Consider the following 20,387-nt stretch of genomic DNA (forward strand, 5'->3'; position numbering starts at 1 on the left):
CAATTGGGGAATAGTTCTGGGTTTGGGCTGTGTAGAGCAGCGATGTAGATACATAAAGCCACTCAAATACGACAGAACTGAGGTATTTTAGTGGCTTTATACGGTTAAAAACTAAAGTTAAGGCTTATTCTTAGGTTTATTAAACGTGCGACTGCGTACCTCAATTTCAGTGACTTCCGCTGTGTTGTGCTGACAAGCAAGTCGATAACCTTGTTCAAGTTTTGAGTTGGATAGATTTGCTTTGTCGGCGTCGGTCATTTGTGTATTCTCGTTGCACCGCACTTTGCACAGGCCGCAAGTACCACCGCCACCACAGTTAGAGGGCAGCGCAATACCAGCAGCAGCCAAGCCATCAAACAAACTGATGCCTGTTTTTAATTCAAGCTCATGAGTTTGCTGTTGTGCCAGTTCAATGACCTTTATACGCTGCTTATTAGATTTAAAAGCAAAGCTTAGTTGCCCAGCTTTAAAGCGCTCAATCAACCAAGTGACACCAGTCATAGACAGTAGCAGCGTGGCTATGGCAAACAGAATGATTAGCCAATGGTTAAATCCACCTGTGCCAAAGTAATCCATAAAGTGCAGCGTAAACATCAAATCACGTAGCCTGCGATCGTCATTAATATGCGCGATGACACGCCCCGAGTTACTATCGATATACACATTGGTATTTTCAGTATCACTTAGTTTTACCTGCCACAGCGGGTTTTCGTGCTTTGGCAGCTCTGCAATAGGTGGTTGAAGCAAGTTTGCACTGATGATATTAACCGAACCTTTAAAAGACTTAAGTGCGATGGTGCGAGCTAATGTCTCGTTGATGGTCGCCTTTTGCCCCGTATAGGCATCTAGCAAAGTAACCTGCTTGGCCTGATAGCTATGAATACCAGACTGATGAGTAATTTGATAATAAGGATGGCCCAAAACCCACAGCAGTTTGACTTGCTTTGCAGGTGCAAACTCTAAGCTTTTTAATGGGAGTAGCGGTGCATTTAGGTTTCCGGCTGTATGTGCAACAGGGCGCAGGTTGGCGTTGCCTGAGCCCTTTTTATGGTCCATTAAATTAAAATACAAGCCAGTAGCAAGCCAGATAATAAGTTGTAATCCAACCAATAATGACAGCCATTTATGTAAGGATTTATTTAACTTGAACATTGTTTAGTTAGCTCCTTGACTGTTTGGCTTAAATACACGCTGGTAGGTGAGCGTAGCCCCAAATAAAGCTGCTAGCGTGCCCAGCAGTGCAATGAGCAGCAAGAACCAGTTGGCAACATTTTCACCGTCGTCATAATCCATGATATGAAAGCGCCACATCCAATCAAATAAGCGCCAGAAGAAGTGACGTTTGGTAACGATATCTCCGCTATTTTGGCTAATGTAAAAGGTGGGGGCCCAAACGTTGTCGAACACCACTTGCCAGACGGGTAAATGTCTTGATGCAAGCTCACTTGGCAGCTGACTTTGGTTGTCGATTAGCTGCACAGATGCGATTGCGTCACCGCTTGTATATTGATGTTTAGCGATTTTTAACGCTTGCAGCTTATCAATGAGTGGCAGTAGCTGACCGGTTTTTGCATCGATAAGGCGCTGCGTGTGGTCTTTATCAATAAAATGATAAACGGGCTCAGCCATTAACTGCGTTAACGTTACCTGGTGCGCACCAGGATACTCACTGTGCAAATCGCTGAGTGAGTAGTTTACTTGGTTAACGGCAATTGGGTGTTGGTTTTGGCGCTGCAGCGATTCACCATGAATATAGTGGATGTCCATCGTCACCATATATAGCCCGGTAATTGACCAAATTAAAAACTGCACGCCTATAAAGGCCATTAACCACTTATGGTATTTTCTAATTGTTCTTATCATTATTTTCGATACCTTTGTTGAACTGCGCAATATCAGCTTGCTTTACCATACTATAGATAGCTGGCAGCACAATCAGCGTGAGTAATACGGCACTACTCATACCGCCAACCATAGGCGCGGCAATGCGGCTCATTACTTCTGACCCCGTGCCTGAACCATATAAAATAGGTAGCAAACCAATAATAATGGTGGCCACTGTCATCATGACAGGGCGTACACGCATGCCTGCTCCGTGTAACAACGCCTCGCGGTACATGTGTTGACTGATCGTTTGGCCCGCTTGTTGTGCATTAGCTTTGAGCTCTTGCAGTGCTTGGTTTAAATAAACCAGCATGATCACTCCAATTTCAACAGCTACCCCAGCCAGTGCGATAAAGCCTACACCCACCGCAACCGAGAAATTAAAGCCTTCTAGATACATTAGCCATAATCCACCGATCATTGCCATTGGCAGGGTTACAATAATAATGGCTACCTCACTTAACGCTCTGAAATTTAAATAAAGCAGTATGATGATGATGGCTAAAGTCAGTGGCAGTACGTAGCTGAGTTTAGCTTTTGCACGTTCCATGTATTCATACTGACCTGCCCAAGTGATTGAATAACCTGCTGGTAAATCAAGATTCTTGGCTAAATGCGCCTGAGCATTGGCAACATAGCTGCCAACGTCCACGCCGTCGATATCGATAAAAGTCCAACCGTTAATACGGGCGTTTTCACTTTTTATTCCCGGTGGGCCAGTCTCAATATAAACACGTGCTACATCACCCAGTGCAATGCGCTCGCCGGATGGGGTAACGACAGGTAAGCGGGCAAGCTGCTCAGGCGAGTCGCGGTAGTCTTGAGGGTAACGTAAGTTAACCGGATAACGCTCTTGTCCTTCGATGGTTTGAGTTACGTTCATACCACCTATGGCCGTGGCAACCACTTGTTGTACATCAGCGATGTTTAAGCCAAATCGACTGGCTTTTTGCCGCGAAATATCCACCTTAATGTAGCGCCCACCGGCAACTCGCTCAGAGTAGACCGATGCCGTGCCAGCGACCTCTGGTAAAATACGCTCAATCTGCTGGCCAATATCTTGAATAACATCAAGATCAGCGCCGGCTACTTTAATACCCACTGGAGTTTTAATACCCGTAGCCAACATATCTATGCGTGTTTTTATCGGCATAACCCAAGCGTTAGTGAGCCCAGGGAAGGTGACTAACTCGTTTAACTCGGCTTTGAGGCTTTCGGTTGTTACCCCTGCTCGCCATTGTGATTTTGGCTTTAACTGAATGAATGTTTCAATCATCGTTAAAGGCGCAGGATCGGTGGCGGTTTCAGCTCGGCCCACTTTACCAAATACGTTTTCTACCTCAGGCACGGTGCGAATAAGCTTGTCGGTTTGCTGCAGTAATTCGCGCGCTTTACCTATTGAAATACCTGGATAAGTGGTAGGCATATACATTAAGTCGCCTTCGTCCAAAGGAGGAATAAACTCACTGCCAATCTTATTAACTGGATAAAAACCGACGACGGTTATCGCGATTGCGAATACGATAGTGAGCTTTGGAAACTTCATCACTTGTTTTAGCACAGGCATATACATTGCAATTAACATGCGATTCAATGGGTTCTTTTGCTCTGATATCACTTTGCCACGGATAAAATAACCCATCAGTACTGGCACTAGCGTGATAGCAAGGCCAGCTGCCGCTGCCATTGCATAGGTTTTTGTGTAGGCCAAAGGTGCAAACATGCGTCCTTCTTGCGCTTCTAAGATAAATACTGGCAAGAAAGACACTGTAATGATCAACAGGCTAAAGAACAGTGCAGGACCAACTTCCGATGCCGATTTGGCAACGATTTGCCAGCGGTTTTCATCGGTCAATGGGGTTTTTTCCATATGCTTGTGCATATTTTCAATCATTACGATAGCACCGTCGGTCATCGCGCCAATGGCAATGGCAATCCCACCTAGCGACATGATATTAGCGTTGATCCCCTGCATATACATGATGATAAACGACACCAAAATACCCAATGGTAGAGTAATGACTGCCACGATAGATGAGCGTAAGTGAAATAAAAACACCACGCAGACAATCGCCACCACGGCTAGTTCTTCGAGTAGTTTGCTCCAAAGGTTATCTACGGCATTTTCAATCAGTTTTGAGCGGTCGTAAACCGTAACGACTTCTACGCCCTCAGGCAACGAGTCTTGCAGTGACGCGAGTTTAGCTTTGACTCCTTGAATGGTTTTTTGGGCATTTTCGCCAAAGCGCATCACCACGACACCACCAACCACTTCACCTTCACCATTGAGCTCGGCTATTCCTCGGCGCATTTGCGGACCCAAGTTAACGGTTGCCACATCGCCAACCCGCAATGGTGTGCCTTGCTCATTGATCCCCAGTGGAATTTTTTCAATGTCGCCGACCGACTGAATATAACCTGTTGCAGTAACCATGTATTCTGCTTCAGTCATTTCAACAACCGATGCGCCAGTTTCTTGGTTACCGCGTTTAAGCGCGGTTTGAATATGATTCAGCGGAATGTTGTAAGCGCGTAATTTATCAGGGTCCACCTGTACTTGGTACTGCTTGACCATGCCCCCTACGGCGGCTACTTCCGACACGCCCTGTACGGTTTGTAATTCATACTTTAAAAACCAGTCTTGTAGGCTTCTTAGTTGACTCAAATCATGTTTACCGGTTTTGTCGGTTAAGGCATAAATGTATACCCAGCCCACACCAGTTGCATCAGGCCCAAGCTGTGGCTTAGCGCTATCGGGTAAGCTTGCCGCCACTTGGCTTAAATACTCAAGTACGCGGCTTCTGGCCCAATAAAGGTCGGTGTCATCATCAAAAATAATGTAGACGTAGGAGTCGCCAAAGAACGAATAACCACGCACCGTTTGCGCCCCCGGCACAGATAACATGGCGGTGGTCAGTGGAAACGTCACCTGATCTTGTACCACTTGCGGCGCTTGCCCTGGATAACTGGTTTTAATGATCACCTGCACGTCAGATAAATCTGGGATGGCGTCAACGGGGGTGTTTTTTAGTGAAAATACCCCCGCAAAGGCGATGATCAAGGTGGTGAGCAAAACAAAAAAGCGGTTGCCCACAGACCATCTAATGACTGCTTCAATCATGCTGGCACCCCTTATTTATGATCTGCGTGCGCATTGTGCGCATCGCTATTATCAAGGGCTTTGAGCGCTATCTCGGTGACTACAAAGTCATCTCTAATCTCAAAGGTAAAGGTAATTTCATCCCCTGTGCTGAATTGGCTCAAATCAATTTCATCGCTGACTAAAAAGTCCATAGTGGCAGCAGGGCGGTCCCACTTTTCTATCGCGCCACGGCTAATATTTAACACTCTGCTTTGTTTATCGATAGTATTGATCAGGCCATCAACGGTTGCGCTAGACACCTCATCTGAAGGCTCTGACATAATGTGAATGCCAGTTACTTGATAGTTACCATCATCGGTTTTAGTTACTTCAAAATGCAGAGTTTGACCGGCTTTTAAGGTGTTGATGTCTACTTGCTCGGCAACATCAAAGTCCATCGTCATCGCAGGCCAATCCCATTCTTTAACAGGGTCATGGGTAATATTCACCATGTTGTGACTGGCCATTACGCTGTTTATTTCACCTTGCATCCAAACTGCGTTGGCGGGTGCATTGTCTTCCATACGTTTAAAGTCGGAGTTCTTGCTTGATTCTGAGTCGATCAAGAACTGTGCAGAGGTGACGACTTTGTCATCTTGGTTCAACCCTTCTAACACCTCGATGTACTGCTCACCCACACGGCCAATGGTTACTGCGACTGATTTAAATTGACCGTCACCGAGTGCTAATACCACGCGGTCTTGCTTACCAGTGCGGATCACCGATTCTTTAGGCACCAAAATCACCGGATCATCAAGGTTTGCGTCAATGGCCACTTGCGCAAACATATTGGGTTTTAGCTCATAATTTGGGTTATCAAATTTAAGACGTACTCGTAGTGTGCGCGTTTTACTGTTAAGCACCGGGTAGACGTAATCAACGCTGCCTTGCCATGTTTTACCGGGCAGGTAATCTAGCGTCATGGTTACTGGTAGACCTTGTTTAATTAACGCGGTATCGCGCTCGAAAACCTCAGCCTCAACCCACACCTGATCCAACTTAGCAATGCTCATTAAAGTATTGCCCGGTTTGACATAGAAGCCTTCGCGGATCTTCAGCCCATCAATCACTCCAGATTGCGGTGAGTAGAAGGTAATGGTTTGATGTACCTTTTGGGTTTTTTCTAACTCGTGAATAAACTGCTCAGATAGTTGCAGGGCTTTAAGCCTGTCTTTAGCAGCATTGATAAGCGAGCCATTGTTACGCTTTAAGGCAATCAGTAGCTCTTCTTGAGCATTTACCAATTGTGGAGAGTACAAGGTATATAACGCTTGGCCTTTTTCAACTGGGTTACCTACTGCTTTGATGTAAAGTTTTTCGACCCAACCATCGACTCGTGGGTGGATATGCACTAGTTGATCTTCGTCGTATTGTACATAACCCACGGTAGATATTTGCGTGTGCATGCTCTTAAATTCAACCGGGGCGGTTCTCACCCCTAGATTATTGACCACGTGAGGGGCAATTTTAACGCTACCTGGGCCACTGTAGTCACCGCTATTTTCTTCATAAATAGGCACTAAGTCCATGCCCATGGGCGATTTCCCTGGCTTATCGCGACGGTAGTTCGAGTCCATTGGCGCAACCCAATACAGTGGCTTTTTTTCTCCAGAACTATCTGTTTGTGCTGAATGTGAGTCGTTGCTTGAGTCTGTATTTTGCAAGCTGGCAGTTATCCCTACACCCAATGCTAGGCCGACCACTAAGGCAATAAGCGTTGTTTTATTCTCTGACATTATTGGTCTCCTTGCTGGTTTGTTTGCTCAGCGACGCTGTGATTGGATTGCGTTAATAGATAGTTGATTTTGGCTACGGATTTCAGTGCATCCACATCAATTTTTAATGCGGCAATATTGGCATTGAGTTCTGTGATCCTAGCGCGAACCACGTCAGAAAAATCGCCATCGTCATTGGTATAGGCCGTTAATGCCGCCTCAGCTTGATGATGGGTTTGCTCAATAAGTTGCTGTTTGTATAGCGCTTGTCGCTCAGATAAACGCTGTAACTGTGCCAGTTCTTTTTCCAGCTCGCTGAGCATTTGTTTTAGCATAACGTATTTGTCTGTTTTGATAGCTTCAGATTCGGCCACGGCCGCCGCAACTTGCTTATCTTGTTTATTCTCGGTAAATAAAGGCAAATCAAACGACACACCTATAGAGAACAAGTCTGCTCGACTGCTGCCTGAGGGCATATCGTCGCGATAGCCATAGCTGGCATTAACGCCCCATTGCGGTTTATATTGTTGCTCAGTGAGTTCGATTGCCTTTTTAGAAACTTGGTGCTTTACATCAATCGCGCGCAGTGCAGGGTGGTTAAGCAGTAGTGTTACAGCCTCGCTGCGTTTGTATGCAGTAGGTTTGAGCTGTTGTGCATATGCCAAAGTGATTTTGGGTAGCTCATTGGGCAACACAATAGGGAGCGTGGCAGCTTTTAAACTTTGCAGATCATCAAGACTATCTACACTGAATAACTGTAACCACTCATTTAAACGTTCCAAAGCGGTGTCTAGCTTTTGCTGCTCAACCGTTAAACGGTCCTCAAGCTGAATGATTTCTAACTGCGCTCGAATGACATCTTGCTGTCTTGTTTTACCAATCGCGTTGGAATAATTGGCTTTGGCGATTTGGGCCATCTGTTCAAACAAGACACGGTCTTGATTAATTAATGCGATGGTGCGCTGAGCTAAATAGGCTTCTAACCACAGCTTTGAAATGAGCTGTGTGAGTTGCGCGTGGCGGTCTTCTCGCTGTAATGGGAATTGTTGTGCAGAGGTTTTTAGCTGAGCAGATTTAATCGCCAAGCTATCGCCTCTTGGGAACATTTGCGATACACCCACTTTAAACTGGGTCATCCCTTCTTGCGCAAAATCCCAGCCATCAGTGGGTAAGTTCATCATACCGATAGACACTTTTGGGTCAGCGAGCGTTCCTGCTGCAACACTCTGATGCTCAACAGCGCTTTGCTTTAAACGACTGCTATGTAACCAAGGGTCGTTTTGCTGCGCCAGCGAAATGGCATCATTGAGCGATATTATTTGTTGATCAGTTTGCTCAGCATTGGCGCTGGCACAAAGTGGTATCAATAAACTCGCTAATGCCGCTTGTATAAATAATTTTGTCATGGTTTTACCAACCTAAATTGGATTTAATTATATGATAATAGTGGTTTTTTAAACAAAGTAAGCGGTAGATACACCAAATTTTAGGCGCACCTGTCCCGTATTAGGCAAAAATCGGTGGACGATAAAGAGAAGCGCTAACCGCGTGGGGAGATTGTGGTAAAAGAGGTAGTCTAGGCTCTGCTAGGAGATACTCAAACGCAAGAAGGTGCACGGTATCTAGATAGACTATGGATAAACATGCGCTGGCAGGGCAAGTACATTGTGTATCACAGCAGTCCATGGCGCCTTGCATTTGCTCATGATCCATACTCATCATGCTTTGATGATTAGTTAGCGCCATTTCGCACGGCATAGTAGCCACCGCCATCGCTTGCCCTGTCAGAGCAATCAAGATAGCTAATGCAACTAATATGGTAGAAATTGGCTTAAACATGGCAAACTCAATAGCATAAGTAGTACGAATGCTACGACAATTTTTATGGTAAGTAAATTGCCAAGGTTTTTAAAATAAAACGCTGATACCAAGATCCATAAATTTGTTAATAATTTGCGTGATATTAATTCAAGTATTAAATAACTCAGACTCAAAATTGCTGAATAAATTTCAATCTAATAAACACTCTGTTGTAGGCAAGGGCATAATCCCAGCTGCACAGCACGATTGCGCGGTAAGCGTGTCTTTGTTGAGATTATTAGAGTAATAGCACGCTGATATATTCCTATAATTGACACAAAAATGTCATGAAACCTTGCTAGTTTGCTGGGCTATTATTTGGTCAATTGTTTGTTGGTTATGGGTGTGAATAAAGTCGCTGAGCTAGAAAAAAATATACTACAGAACATATTAGAGCACGGCACTGTAACAACTTTATTTCAACCAATTTATGATATTAGCAAGCAAGAGGTACTTGGGTTTGAGGCCTTAAGTCGCGGTGTGGGTTGCTTAGAAATGCCCGACAGGCTATTTCAAGCGGCCAGTGTACATAACAAGTTGTCGGAGCTTGAATTGTTATGTCGTGAAAAAGCGATAGAGCGATTTATGATGCAGCAATTGCCTGGTAAATTGTTCTTGAATGTCAGCCCCAGTGCATTACTTGATCCAAGTCACCCTAGAGGTGAAACTCGTGACTTGGTCGAAAAATACGGTTTAGCAGCCAATCGAGTTGTGATTGAAGTAACCGAGCAAGACCGAGTTGATGATGGTTTTTTACTGCTTAAAACCATTGAGCATTATCGCCAGCTTGGTTTTAACATCGCTATTGACGATTTAGGTGCGGGTTACTCAGGTTTAAAGCAGTGGTCAGAGTTATGCCCTGAATATGTTAAAGTTGACCGCTATTTTATCGACTTTTGTGACCAAAGCATTGTTAAACGAGAGTTCTTAAAATCTATTATTGAATTAGCTAAAGCCACCAGTACATCGGTAATCGCTGAGGGAATAGAGCGGGTTGAAGAGCTTGTCTTGCTCGAAAAACTAGGCATTGTAAATGCCCAAGGTTTTTTGCTGGCGTACCCGCAAAGTGAGCCGGTAATAGACTTAGATGCCAGTCAATGGTCGGCATTAAATCTAAAGCCACAAGTACCTTCTAACGAGCATTCGATGTCGATAGGCTGGTTGGCAATGGCACAAAATGCCATTCATCAGTGTACGCAATGTAAAGATGCGCACAAAAGCTTTGAATTAGATAAAAAGTTGATGAGCTTAGCGGTGGTTAACGATAATCGAGAACCCATTGGCTTGTTGCACAGAGACCAACTTACAGAAGTATTTGCGGCGCCTTATGGTCATGCGCTCTATGCCAAAAAATCAGTGATGGAGCTGATGGATAAGCAGCCACTTGTTGTTGATGAAAATGCGCAGCTTGATCAGGTGAGCCAACAGATCACCGAGCAAGAGTTTGATATTCGCCGCCACATCATTATTACCCGAGAAAGCAAATATTTAGGCTTAGCGCCTTTGCGGGACATACTAAAACATATCACCGAAGAAAAAATTCGTCATGCGCAACATGCTAACCCCTTAACTATGCTGCCTGGCAACGTTGCGATTAATGAGGCGATTGAAACACGCTTGCGCAAACAATCAGGTTTTTCATTGGCTTACATAGACTTAAACCATTTTAAGCAATTTAATGATCTATATGGCTATGCCAGTGGCGACAGCGTGATCAAGCTACTCGCCGAGGTGACCGTTCAAGCCTGTGAGAACAGCCCTTGTTTTGTTGGGCATATCGGTGGCGATGATTTTATGGTGGTGTTTGATGGTGATGATGCACAGCAGCTTTGCCACCAAATAATCAGTGAGTTTGAGCAACAATCAAAAGCATTCTTTACCCCTGAGCATGTTAAGTCTGGTGGGTATTGGGCAACAAATCGTGAAGGCCAAAAGCAGTTTGTGCCGCTTTTAACGCTTTCTATAGGATTGGTAAGGCCTGATTTAGAGAGCTGTAAAAACAGTCATCAGGTTGCAGCGTTAGCAACGGATGCGAAAAAGGAAGCCAAACGTTATCGAAATAGCTATTTATTTGTTTGTAATCGACGTCGTCCAACTGTTTCCACTGTGAGACATGGGCAGGTACAGACCGAGTGTTCTGCATAATAACACCGCAAAGGACGGCTTTTTGGACTCAATGGGTGCGTATTGTGCAATAAAAACATTCATAAATACTTGAGTAAAAACTCGGCTGGGTGTAGCGTAAACAAAAACAAGTGTGGAACAGATATATGCGTAAATTCGTATTACTGTGCCTATTGTGTAGTTGGGCGAGCTCCGTAGTTGCGACACAAACCATTTATGTCGCCAAAGAACAGCGTACTTTATACGACAGAGATTTATATTTATACGAGCTGCTCGATTTAGCCCTCAAAAAAGCTGACTATGATGTAAAAATTGAACACGTAAAGGTGCATCCTCATCAGCAGCGAACCTTGCTTGCACTTGGTCAAGGTGAAGTAGACTTACACTGGAGTATGACCAGCCCCGAGCGAGAGCAACTTGCCACAGCCATTCGAGTACCACTGTTCAAAGGCTTTATTGGTAAACGTGCATTACTGGTGAATAAAACCCATTTATCTCAATTTGATGATGTAAAGTCTTTGGCCGAGTTAGCTAAATTAAGCGCCGTGCAAGGACATGATTGGCCCGATACAAAAATATTAGGCCACAATAACTTAACGGTTAGACCTATGGCTAATTATCCTGCCATGTTTGCAATGGTTTCGCGTGGTCGGCTAGATTATTTTCCTCGCTCGTTTATTGAAGTAGGCGCCGAGTTGACAGCGCAAAATGTTGATAACTTGGTGATTTTACCGAGCGTGTATTTGTACTACCCCAGTGCCTTTTATTTTTTCGTTAACAAAGATAAGCCACAACTGGCCAATGCGTTAACAGTGGGGCTTGCTAAGCTACAAGCGTCAGGTGAATTTGATGCGTTGTTTGAGCGCTACTTTGCAGGTATGTTGGCACAGCTACCGTTTGATGAAAACACCACGGTACTGGAGTTGGAAAATCCGTATTTCAACATGCCTACAGTGGCAGAATTACCCGCACCTGCGGTGGTATTGAATGATAATTTACCCGCCGAGCAAGAAAAGTGAGGCATTAAAAAAGGAGCCTAGGCTCCTTTTTACATTACGTAATGCACAATGTTATTAGCGTAGTAGTGACTCAGTAAGTACTGGACGCATTTCTTTTACCATTAATTGGCAAAGTTTAGGGGCACCACAGATAATGTTACCGCTTTGGTTGTAACCTGCACCACCTGCAAAGTCCATTACCATACCGCCGGCTTCTTTAACCAGTAGTTCACCTGCCGCTGTATCCCAAGGCTTAAGGCCGATTTCAAAGAAACCATCTAGACGACCTGCCGCAACATAAGCCATATCAAGCGCTGCAGAACCTGCACGACGGATGTCAGCTGTGTGTACAAACAGTGCTTTAAATGCTTCTGTGTACGCATCAATGTGATGTTTTTGCTTAAATGGGAAACCAGTGCCAAGAACAGAGCCTGCAATCTCAGTACTTTTTGTAACGCGGATACGCTTAGAGTTTAACTGCGCGCCTTGACCACGTGACGCGGTGAAAAGCTCACTGCGGATTGGATCATAAATAACAGCCTGTTCAACACGGCCTTTTACTTTTAAGGCGATAGAAACAGCAAAATGAGGAATGCCTTTGATGAAGTTAGTTGTGCCATCAAGAGGATCGATAACCCATTGGTAATCAGCATCTTTGCCTTCAATTACTCCTAGTTCTTCACCCACAATAGAGTGTTCAGGAAAGGCTTTAAGAATGGTATCACGGATGACGGCTTCAGCGTCTTTGTCTACGTTAGTAACAAAGTCGTTAGTACCCTTTTGTTGAGCTTCGACTTTTGATAAATCTTCACATGCACGTAAGATCACTTTACCTGCATTACGCGCAGCGCGTACCGCAATGTTTAACATTGGATGCATAGCATTACCTTTGAGTTGTAAAAGAACATATTCGTATAGAGCCGGCGTATTTTAGCGATTTTTATTACAAAGTAAATAAGCAAACAGAAATAAAATCGCTGCTTTTTTGTACTGCACTGTTCTGAAAAAGGAATTAGTTATCTCGCGTTCGGGTTAGTTAATGCGCTTTTTACTATGGTGCCCCCCCGTGGCTGTGGTAAACTTCGCCATTATTTTTTTCAAGGCTTGTTTATCAATGGCATTAGAAGACATTCGTATCGTGTTAGTAAACACATCTCACTCAGGTAACATTGGCTCAGTAGCTCGTGCGATGAAAACCATGGGTCTATCTAAATTATATTTAGTCGACCCAGCATGTGAAGTAGACAGCCACGCCAGTGCATTGGCGGCAGGCGCGACGGATGTTTTGGGTAATGCGACGATTGTTAAAGAGCTATCAGAAGCAATTGAAGACTGTGCGCTGACAATCGGTACGAGTGCGCGCTCTCGTACACTTTCTTGGCCAATGGTTGAACCAAGAGAATGTGCACAAAAGTTAGTAAATGAATCGAATTATGGGCCTGTGGCACTGGTTTTTGGTCGTGAAAACAGTGGGCTAACAAACGAAGAACTACAACTATGTAACTACCATGTTTGTATTCCTGCTAACCCTGAATACAGCTCGTTAAATTTAGCGATGGCTGTGCAAACGCTTACCTACGAAACGCGCATGGCGTTTTTAGATACGCAAGATGCACAACCTGAAGTAGATGACGCTGTTTACCCAAGTGCTAAGCAAATGGCGCTATTTTACGAGCACTTAGAGAGCACACTCAATGAAACGGGTTTTATCATCAAGCAACACCCAGGCATGGTGATGACCAAACTTAAGCGTTTATTCAATCGCGCACGACCAGAAGATCAAGAACTCAATATTTTGCGTGGTATTTTGACTTCAATTAATAAGTCAACAAACAACAAATAACCTCAGCCGTCTCGCCGTTTTGAAAGGTACTTTTATGCTTTAAAAATGAGCGGCTATTGACGGAGATAATACTTGACTAAATTACTCAGGTAATTACAATGAAGTTAGTACTTGACTATTTTACTCGGGTATTGGCTAACTTTAGTCGTATTACTCGTTAGTAATACTTGACTATCCTAGTCAGGTAATTAAAATTTGCGGCTTGGTAAAAAAGCTAGGGGGCTTCATGAAACTGACATCAAAAGGCAGATACGCAGTAACAGCAATGTTAGACGTTGCCTTGCATGCCGAAATTGGTCCGGTCCCGCTGGCAGATATTTCAGAGCGTCAGGAAATATCTTTATCTTACCTTGAACAATTATTTGCTCGATTACGTAAACACGGATTAGTCAGATCTGTGCGTGGTCCGGGCGGCGGCTATCTACTTGGTCGTGATGTGCAGAGTATTTCGGTGGGAGATGTTATCAATGCGGTTGATGAGTCTGTAGACGCTACGCGTTGCCACGGAGAAGGGGGCGGTTGCCAAAGTGGTATGCGTTGCTTAACTCATACACTTTGGTCAGATTTAAGTGTGCGCATCGAAGAGTTTTTAAACAATATTTCCCTTGCCGAGTTAGTCGCTAATTCTGATGTGCAATCTGTTGCATCGCGTCAGGACAGAAGCGTCAACAGTGCGATGAAGCAATTAGACAATATTCAAGTGAGCTGTCAACTGTAAGGTTGACGTCAAGCGGAGAAACAAATGAAATTACCGATTTATCTAGATTATGCAGCAACCACTCCGGTTGATCAGCGCGTTGCAGACGAAATGATGCAATGCCTGACAATGGATGGCAATTTTGGTAACCCAGCTTCACGCTCGCACCGTTTCGGTTGGCAGGCTGAAGAATTAGTGGACCAAGCGCGTAATGATATCGCTGATTTAATTAACGCGGATCCGCGCGAGATCGTATTCACTTCGGGTGCTACTGAGTCAAATAACTTGGCAATTAAAGGTGCGGCGCATTTCTATAAAAAGAAAGGCAAGCACATTATTACCGTTAAAACCGAGCACAAAGCAGTGCTAGATACGTGTCGTGAACTTGAGCGTCAAGGCTTCGAAGTTACGTACATGGAAGTGGAAGAAAACGGTTTACTTGATTTGAAAAAGCTTGAAGCGGCAATGCGTGACGACACTATTTTAGTGAGCGTAATGCACGTGAACAATGAGCTAGGCGTTATTCAAGATATTGCCACAATTGGCGAAATGTGCCGTGAGCGCAAAATTATGTTTCATGTTGATGGGGCACAAAGCGCTGGCAAAGTAAAAATTGACTTACAAGAATTGAAAGTTGATTTCATGTCATTCTCAGGTCACAAAGTGTATGGCCCTAAAGGCGTTGGTGCGTTGTATGTTCGCCGTAAGCCACGTGCACGCTTAGAAGCGCAAATGCACGGTGGTGGTCATGAGCGTGGTATGCGCTCTGGCACATTAGCAACACACCAGTTAGTTGGTATGGGCACTGCGTTTCGTATCGCTAAAGAAGACTTTGAAAAAGACCACGCTCACATCAGCGCATTACGTCAGCGTTTAATTGACGGCGTAATGGATATGGATGAAGTGTATTTTAACGGCGCTATTGACCAGTCGGTACCAGGCATTGTGAACATCAGCTTTAACTTTGTTGAAGGTGAGTCATTGTTGATGGCAGTAAAAGACATTGCGGTTTCATCTGGTTCAGCTTGTACGTCAGCAAGCTTAGAGCCCTCTTATGTGCTACGCGCATTAGGGCGTAACGATGAATTAGCGCATAGCTCAATTCGTTTTAGTATTGGCCGCTTCACAACGGAAGAAGAAATTGATTACACCGTCAACCTAATCAAAAATTCAATTGGCCGTTTACGTGAAATGTCACCGCTTTGGGAAATGCATCAAGAAGGCATCGACCTAGATAGCGTTGAATGGGCACATCATTAAGCAAATTTTTGCTTGTAGCCAAGCGTTATGAGCACATAGTGAGGAAATAGTTATGGCTTACAGTGAAAAAGTAATAGACCACGTGGAAAACCCACGTAACGTTGGTTCATTAGATAAAAATGACCCAAGCGTAGCAACTGGTATGGTAGGTGCGCCTGCGTGTGGTGATGTAATGAAGCTACAAATTAAGGTGTCTGATCAAGGTATTATCGAAGACGCTAAATTTAAAACATACGGTTGTGGTAGTGCAATTGCATCATCATCATTAGTAACTGAGTGGGTTAAAGGTAAAACGCTAGAAGAAGCGGCGACTATCAAAAATACAGATATTAGCGCTGAGCTAGAGCTACCGCCAGTGAAAATTCACTGCTCAATTTTGGCAGAAGACGCCATTCAAGCAGCAATTGCAGATTATAAAAGTAAACAAGCGAAGTAAGAGTAAAGAACCATGGCAGTGACATTGACAGACGCAGCGGCAAACCGAGTTCAGGCCTTTTTAGCAAATCGTGGCAAAGGCATTGGTTTACGTGTTGGCATTAAAACCACGGGCTGTTCAGGTCTTGCATATGTACTAGAGTTTGTTGACGAACTAGGCGAAGGCGATGAAGTATTTGAGCACAATGATGTAAAAATCATCGTCGATGCCAAAAGCCTAGTTTATATTGACGGCACCGAGCTTGATTACACCAAAGAAGGTCTTAATGAAGGGTTTAAGTTTAATAACCCAAATCAAAAAGACGAATGTGGTTGTGGCGAGAGCTTTACGGTATAAACGCCGAACTGGTTGATTTTCAAAGCCCTGCCTTGGTAGGGCTTTGTCGTATATTTGCAATGCGCGTAAAGCGCACATCTTAGGTAAGTAAAAGACATGCGCTATTTTGAGTTATTTAACATTCCAGTCGATTATAATGTTGATCTTGCAAAAATAAATCAGCAATACCTAGAGCTGCAACGCGTGGTGCATCCCGATCGCTTCGCCGGAAAAGGTGAACGAGAAAAACTGCTGGCAGTACAAAAAACAGCGGAAATAAACGATGCACTTGCGGTACTAAAACATCCAGTAAAACGCGCTGAATACATGCTTAGCGAGCGCGGTGTTGATATACGTGCTGAGCAGCAAACACTGCAAGATCCGATATTTTTGATGCAGCAAATGGAGATGCGTGAAGCGCTTGAAGAGTTGCCGCAAAGTGATGATGTGGAAGCGGCGATTGAGCAGTTTGAGCAACAAATAAAAGCGCTGGATGTTGAATTTAGCCAGCAATTGGCACAGCAACTTAGCAGCGACAGTGAGCAAGATTTACAGTTAGCTGCCGACAATATTCGTAAGCTTAAGTTTGTATACAAGTTGCGTGACGAATTAGCGCGTATCGAAGACAATTTATTTGATTAATTTCTCGACCCGTTGTTAAAGCGAGTCTAAAAGTGAAAGAGCATTATGGCATTATTGCAAATTGCTGAGCCGGGGCAGAGCGCGGCACCACATGAACATAAATTAGCAGTCGGTATTGACCTTGGTACGACTAACTCTTTGGTAGCCACAGTACAAAGCGGTGAAGCAAAAACACTGGCTGATTTTGATGGCTCAGTGATGTTGCCATCGGTGGTACGCTACCAAAGTGACGATGTTGTTGTGGGCAGTGCGGCGCAACAAGCGTCGGCTGAAGACCCAACGAATACCTTGATCTCAGTAAAACGCTTTTTGGGTAAAACGCAACCAGAAATTGAGCAAAGTTATGGTCAATTGCCTTATGAGTTTGTGCAAACTGACAGCGGCTTGGCGGTTAACACCGTAGCAGGGCCGATAAGCCCAGTGCAAGCCTCTGCTGAAATTTTAAGAAGCCTACGCGCTCGCGCAGAGGCCAGCTTTGCCGGTGAAGAGTTGCAAGGTGCAGTGATCACAGTACCCGCGTATTTTGATGACGCGCAGCGCCAAAGCACTAAAGACGCCGCAGAGCTTGCCGGTTTAAAAGTACTGCGTTTACTCAATGAACCAACCGCTGCAGCGGTGGCGTATGGTTTAGACTCGGGCCAAGAAGGCGTGATAGCCGTATATGATTTAGGCGGCGGCACGTTTGATATTTCTATCTTACGTTTAAACCAAGGTGTGTTTGAAGTACTGGCCACGGGCGGTGACTCAAGCTTAGGTGGTGATGATTTTGACTCTGCGCTAGTGAGCGTATTTAAGCAGCAAACGGGTATTAATGATCTAAATGCCAAAGAGTTGCGCTTATTCATCAATAAAGCCAAAGCCTGTAAAGAAGCGCTTAGCAGCTACGAAACCGTTAATGTGAAGCTTGAACTGCGTGAGCAAAGTCACACAGTCACTATCACTCGCGCTGAGTTTGCAGAGCTGGTAATGCCGCTGGTGAAAAAAACGCTACGCGCATGTCGTCGTGCGGCAAAAGATGCCGGTGTCAGTAATGAAGAAATCCTACAAGTAGTTATGGTCGGTGGTTCAACCCGCATGCCGGTTATTCGTGAGCAAGTAGAGGCGTTTTTTGAAAAGCAACCGCTTACCTCAATTGACCCTGATAGAGTTGTGGCGATTGGCGCGGCTATCCAAGCCGACATTCTTGTTGGTAACAAACCTGACTCAGACATGTTGCTGTTAGATGTACTGCCATTGTCGCTAGGGTTAGAGACCATGGGTGGGCTGGTTGAAAAAATCATTCCTCGTAATACCACTATTCCAGTTGCTCGAGCGCAAGAATTTACTACTTTTAAAGATGGTCAAACCGCTATGTCATTGCACGTGTTGCAAGGTGAGCGTGAGCTAGTAGATGACTGCCGTTCATTAGCAAAGTTTAGCCTCAAAGGCATTCCACCGATGGCGGCGGGTGCGGCGCATATTCGTGTGACCTTTAAAGTTGATGCGGATGGTTTGCTAAGTGTTTCAGCGATGGAAAAATCAACGGGCGTGCAGGCTGAAATTCAGGTGAAACCTTCATTTGGTTTATCCGATGACCAAGTGGCGCAAATGCTCAAAGAGTCAATGAGTAATGCTAAAGAAGACATGCAAGCGCGTATGCTCAAAGAGCAGCAAGTGGAAGCACTACGTGTACTAGAAGCATTAGAAGCGTCACTTGCAACAGACAGCGCGCTGCTCAGTGAGCAAGAACTGACTCACTTACGTGAACAAATGACTTTGCTTGCTCAAGCGCGTGAGCAGGCTCAATCGCCAGATGAAATTAAAAATGCGATTGAAAAAGTAGACGCGGCGAGCAGTGAGTTTGCTTCGCGCCGCATGGATGTATCAATCAAAAAAGCACTGCAAGGGCAGTCGGTAGACGAGGTTTAATATGCCACAAATCATCTTTTTACCCCATGAAGAGCTTTGTCCAGAAGGCGCAGCCATTGAAGCACCAAAAGGACAAACGGTATTAGACGCAGCGCTTAAAAATGGCATTAGCATTCCACATGCTTGTGAAAAGTCATGTGCTTGTACTACTTGTCACATTATTGTTCGTGAAGGGTTTGACTCTTTAGAAGAAAGTGATGAGCTAGAAGATGACATGCTAGACAAAGCATGGGGTTTAGAAGCTGAGTCACGCTTAGGTTGTCAAGCAGTGATTGCTGATGAAGACCTTGTTGTTGAAATTCCTAAGTACAACCTAAATATAGTGAATGAAGAACACTAAGTACTTCGCTCTATTTAAAGTATTCTAAAAGCCACAGCACATGCTGTGGCTTTTTTGTATTTAGGCAAACTTAATACTAATTAGCAATAACACTTAATCATTTTGAGGGATTAAACCTGACGCTGGCTGCGTTAAAAACTTCTCATTTAGAACAACTAAATCACTAAGTTTTTGCCTTACCTCAAAATTGACCACTTAGTTAAGCGGATTGGTATAAGGTGCTTTGATATCTGTTTTCCATTGTGCTGCCAAATGGTCAATAAATGCTCGCACGGCCGGTCTTTGATAGCTTCTAGACAAATACACTGCCCATAACGACATGCTGGGTAGTACGGTGTGAGGTAATAGCCGAACGAGCTTTCCAGATTGTAAATGAGGGTTAGCTAAGTCACAGGGTAAATAGGCGAGCCCCAAACCGTCAATACATGCCCTGATCAGCACAGACACATCATTGGCTTTGATATTGCCATTCACTCTGATAGTGCTTAGCTGCTCTTGTTCTACAAACGTCCAACTACTTTGTGGAATATGCACAAGACAATTGTGTTTACTTAGCTGCGTGAGGGAGTTAATTTGCCCATGCTTTTGTAAGTATTGTGGCGAGCAGCATAGGGTACTATCAATACTCATTAATTTACGTGCGATGAGTGTGTCACTGGGTTGATTGGTGTAACGCAGTGCTACATCAATATGCTCTTCAACCAGTTGCGCGTTGCTGTCAGACATAACCAGCTGCACACGTACTTTAGGATGTTTAAAAGTAAAAGGGACTAAGGCGTTGTACAGTAAATTTTGGCCAAGCCCAATCGGACAAGCTATACGGATCTCGCCAATAAGCTCTTCATTGTGACTGTGAGCGATGCTCTCTAACTGAGATACCTCATGCAGTATGCGTTCACATTGTGTTATTAACTCCTCTCCAGGCGCTGTTAGGCTAACTTTGCGGGTTGTTCGATGCAACAAGCGAACGTTTAGCCAGTCTTCAAGCTCCTTGATTTGTCTTGTCACTTTGACGCGGCTGATACCGAGCTGCTCAGCAGCTTGTGTGTAACTGCCAGTACTGGCCACTTCAGCAAAACTTTTCAGTGCTTCAAATTTATCCATAATGATTGTTTTGTTTCATTTTATGAACTAATTATGTGCATAAATCAGTATTTATTACAATTTATTGCCACTGGATAATAGCGTCAGTCCTAACGATAAAGTTATAGATGTGGAGATAA

18 protein-coding genes are annotated in these 20,387 nt (G+C 44.4%); 10 read left to right on the plus strand and 8 right to left on the minus strand.

Annotation, left to right across the window (positions count from 1 at the left end; genetic code table 11):
* Positions 1 to 117: 117 nt before the first annotated feature.
* The 6 genes from HC733_RS00115 to HC733_RS00140 form a co-directional block, all read right to left on the minus strand.
* Complete coding sequence (locus tag HC733_RS00115; protein WP_190363037.1) at positions 118 to 1,152, minus strand: 2Fe-2S iron-sulfur cluster-binding protein; 1,035 nt, start codon at positions 1,150 to 1,152, stop codon at positions 118 to 120.
* Positions 1,153 to 1,155: 3 nt separating this feature from the next.
* Positions 1,156 to 1,863 (minus strand): PepSY domain-containing protein, encoded by a 708-nt coding sequence (locus tag HC733_RS00120; RefSeq protein WP_190363038.1) that lies wholly within the window; start codon positions 1,861 to 1,863, stop codon positions 1,156 to 1,158.
* Positions 1,847 to 5,005 carry an efflux RND transporter permease subunit gene (locus HC733_RS00125; RefSeq protein WP_190363039.1) on the minus strand — a complete coding sequence of 1,053 codons (3,159 nt, stop codon included), beginning with the start codon at positions 5,003 to 5,005 and terminating at the stop codon, positions 1,847 to 1,849. The genes HC733_RS00120 and HC733_RS00125 overlap by 17 nt, the downstream gene beginning before the upstream one ends.
* Before the next feature lie 11 nt (positions 5,006 to 5,016).
* Positions 5,017 to 6,762, minus strand: a complete 1,746-nt coding sequence (locus HC733_RS00130; RefSeq protein WP_190363040.1) for an efflux RND transporter periplasmic adaptor subunit — start codon at positions 6,760 to 6,762, stop codon at positions 5,017 to 5,019.
* The gene (locus tag HC733_RS00135; protein ID WP_190363041.1) at positions 6,762 to 8,147 is read right to left on the minus strand and encodes a TolC family protein; all 1,386 of its coding nucleotides are present in this window, start codon (positions 8,145 to 8,147) and stop codon (positions 6,762 to 6,764) included. The genes HC733_RS00130 and HC733_RS00135 overlap by 1 nt, the downstream gene beginning before the upstream one ends.
* Positions 8,148 to 8,247: 100 nt before the next feature.
* Complete coding sequence (locus HC733_RS00140) at positions 8,248 to 8,580, minus strand: hypothetical protein (RefSeq protein WP_190363042.1); 333 nt, start codon at positions 8,578 to 8,580, stop codon at positions 8,248 to 8,250.
* A 366-nt stretch (positions 8,581 to 8,946) separates the two neighbouring features.
* Here HC733_RS00140 and HC733_RS00145 point away from each other — a divergent pair, with 366 nt between their 5' ends.
* Both HC733_RS00145 and HC733_RS00150 read left to right on the plus strand, forming a co-directional pair.
* Positions 8,947 to 10,746, plus strand: coding sequence for a GGDEF domain-containing protein (locus tag HC733_RS00145; RefSeq protein WP_342365970.1), 1,800 nt, complete (start codon positions 8,947 to 8,949; stop codon positions 10,744 to 10,746).
* 125 nt (positions 10,747 to 10,871) lie between these two features.
* Positions 10,872 to 11,744, plus strand: a complete 873-nt coding sequence (locus HC733_RS00150; protein WP_190363044.1) for a substrate-binding periplasmic protein — start codon at positions 10,872 to 10,874, stop codon at positions 11,742 to 11,744.
* 54 nt (positions 11,745 to 11,798) lie between these two features.
* Here the strand turns inward: HC733_RS00150 and suhB are convergent, their stop codons facing one another.
* Positions 11,799 to 12,602, minus strand: a complete 804-nt coding sequence (gene suhB, locus HC733_RS00155) for an inositol-1-monophosphatase (protein ID WP_152084996.1) — start codon at positions 12,600 to 12,602, stop codon at positions 11,799 to 11,801.
* 235 nt (positions 12,603 to 12,837) lie between these two features.
* On the opposite strand from suhB, the gene trmJ reads away from it, so the two are divergent.
* The 8 genes from trmJ (at position 12,838) to fdx (ending at position 19,164) form a co-directional block, all read left to right on the plus strand.
* Positions 12,838 to 13,566, plus strand: a complete 729-nt coding sequence (gene trmJ / locus HC733_RS00160) for a tRNA (cytosine(32)/uridine(32)-2'-O)-methyltransferase TrmJ (RefSeq protein WP_190363045.1) — start codon at positions 12,838 to 12,840, stop codon at positions 13,564 to 13,566.
* Positions 13,567 to 13,792: 226 nt separating this feature from the next.
* The gene (gene iscR / locus HC733_RS00165; RefSeq protein ID WP_190363046.1) at positions 13,793 to 14,284 is read left to right on the plus strand and encodes a Fe-S cluster assembly transcriptional regulator IscR; all 492 of its coding nucleotides are present in this window, start codon (positions 13,793 to 13,795) and stop codon (positions 14,282 to 14,284) included.
* Between the two features lie 24 nt (positions 14,285 to 14,308).
* Positions 14,309 to 15,523, plus strand: coding sequence for an IscS subfamily cysteine desulfurase (locus HC733_RS00170; RefSeq protein WP_190363047.1), 1,215 nt, complete (start codon positions 14,309 to 14,311; stop codon positions 15,521 to 15,523).
* 52 nt (positions 15,524 to 15,575) lie between these two features.
* Positions 15,576 to 15,959 (plus strand): Fe-S cluster assembly scaffold IscU, encoded by a 384-nt coding sequence (gene iscU / locus HC733_RS00175; protein ID WP_190363048.1) that lies wholly within the window; start codon positions 15,576 to 15,578, stop codon positions 15,957 to 15,959.
* A gap of 12 nt (positions 15,960 to 15,971) precedes the next feature.
* Positions 15,972 to 16,295: an iron-sulfur cluster assembly protein IscA gene (gene iscA / locus HC733_RS00180; protein ID WP_190363049.1), complete on the plus strand. Its 324-nt coding sequence runs from the start codon at positions 15,972 to 15,974 to the stop codon at positions 16,293 to 16,295.
* Positions 16,296 to 16,391: 96 nt separating this feature from the next.
* Entirely contained in the window at positions 16,392 to 16,916 is a 525-nt protein-coding gene (hscB, locus tag HC733_RS00185; RefSeq protein WP_190363050.1) for a co-chaperone HscB, read from the plus strand.
* Positions 16,917 to 16,961: 45 nt separating this feature from the next.
* Positions 16,962 to 18,824 (plus strand): Fe-S protein assembly chaperone HscA, encoded by a 1,863-nt coding sequence (gene hscA / locus HC733_RS00190; RefSeq protein WP_190363051.1) that lies wholly within the window; start codon positions 16,962 to 16,964, stop codon positions 18,822 to 18,824.
* Position 18,825: 1 nt separating this feature from the next.
* A complete protein-coding gene (fdx, locus tag HC733_RS00195) occupies positions 18,826 to 19,164 on the plus strand; it encodes an ISC system 2Fe-2S type ferredoxin (protein ID WP_190363052.1) in 339 nt (112 codons plus the stop codon).
* A 195-nt stretch (positions 19,165 to 19,359) separates the two neighbouring features.
* On the opposite strand, the gene HC733_RS00200 is transcribed toward fdx, so the two are convergent.
* On the minus strand, positions 19,360 to 20,268 hold the full coding sequence (locus HC733_RS00200; RefSeq protein WP_190363053.1) for a LysR family transcriptional regulator: 909 nt from the start codon (positions 20,266 to 20,268) through the stop codon (positions 19,360 to 19,362).
* Between the last annotated feature and the right edge of the window lie 119 nt (positions 20,269 to 20,387).

Origin of the sequence: Pseudoalteromonas sp. S16_S37 (genome assembly GCF_014694405.1) — a bacterium.
Classification (GTDB): domain Bacteria; phylum Pseudomonadota; class Gammaproteobacteria; order Enterobacterales; family Alteromonadaceae; genus Pseudoalteromonas.

What these genes read in the sequence shown, in the direction of transcription:
- trmJ (WP_190363045.1), top strand. Translation starts at nt 12,838, where the DNA reads ATGGCATTAGAAGACATTCGTATCGTGTTAGTAAACACATCTCACTCA.
- HC733_RS00125 (WP_190363039.1), bottom strand. Translation starts at nt 5,005, where the DNA reads ATGATTGAAGCAGTCATTAGATGGTCTGTGGGCAACCGCTTTTTTGTT.
- hscA (WP_190363051.1), top strand. Translation starts at nt 16,962, where the DNA reads ATGGCATTATTGCAAATTGCTGAGCCGGGGCAGAGCGCGGCACCACAT.
- iscA (WP_190363049.1), top strand. Translation starts at nt 15,972, where the DNA reads ATGGCAGTGACATTGACAGACGCAGCGGCAAACCGAGTTCAGGCCTTT.
- suhB (WP_152084996.1), bottom strand. Translation starts at nt 12,602, where the DNA reads ATGCATCCAATGTTAAACATTGCGGTACGCGCTGCGCGTAATGCAGGT.
- HC733_RS00115 (WP_190363037.1), bottom strand. Translation starts at nt 1,152, where the DNA reads ATGTTCAAGTTAAATAAATCCTTACATAAATGGCTGTCATTATTGGTT.
- HC733_RS00200 (WP_190363053.1), bottom strand. Translation starts at nt 20,268, where the DNA reads ATGGATAAATTTGAAGCACTGAAAAGTTTTGCTGAAGTGGCCAGTACT.
- iscR (WP_190363046.1), top strand. Translation starts at nt 13,793, where the DNA reads ATGAAACTGACATCAAAAGGCAGATACGCAGTAACAGCAATGTTAGAC.
- hscB (WP_190363050.1), top strand. Translation starts at nt 16,392, where the DNA reads ATGCGCTATTTTGAGTTATTTAACATTCCAGTCGATTATAATGTTGAT.
- HC733_RS00140 (WP_190363042.1), bottom strand. Translation starts at nt 8,580, where the DNA reads ATGTTTAAGCCAATTTCTACCATATTAGTTGCATTAGCTATCTTGATT.
- HC733_RS00120 (WP_190363038.1), bottom strand. Translation starts at nt 1,863, where the DNA reads ATGATAAGAACAATTAGAAAATACCATAAGTGGTTAATGGCCTTTATA.
- iscU (WP_190363048.1), top strand. Translation starts at nt 15,576, where the DNA reads ATGGCTTACAGTGAAAAAGTAATAGACCACGTGGAAAACCCACGTAAC.
- fdx (WP_190363052.1), top strand. Translation starts at nt 18,826, where the DNA reads ATGCCACAAATCATCTTTTTACCCCATGAAGAGCTTTGTCCAGAAGGC.
- HC733_RS00170 (WP_190363047.1), top strand. Translation starts at nt 14,309, where the DNA reads ATGAAATTACCGATTTATCTAGATTATGCAGCAACCACTCCGGTTGAT.
- HC733_RS00130 (WP_190363040.1), bottom strand. Translation starts at nt 6,762, where the DNA reads ATGTCAGAGAATAAAACAACGCTTATTGCCTTAGTGGTCGGCCTAGCA.
- HC733_RS00150 (WP_190363044.1), top strand. Translation starts at nt 10,872, where the DNA reads ATGCGTAAATTCGTATTACTGTGCCTATTGTGTAGTTGGGCGAGCTCC.
- HC733_RS00135 (WP_190363041.1), bottom strand. Translation starts at nt 8,147, where the DNA reads ATGACAAAATTATTTATACAAGCGGCATTAGCGAGTTTATTGATACCA.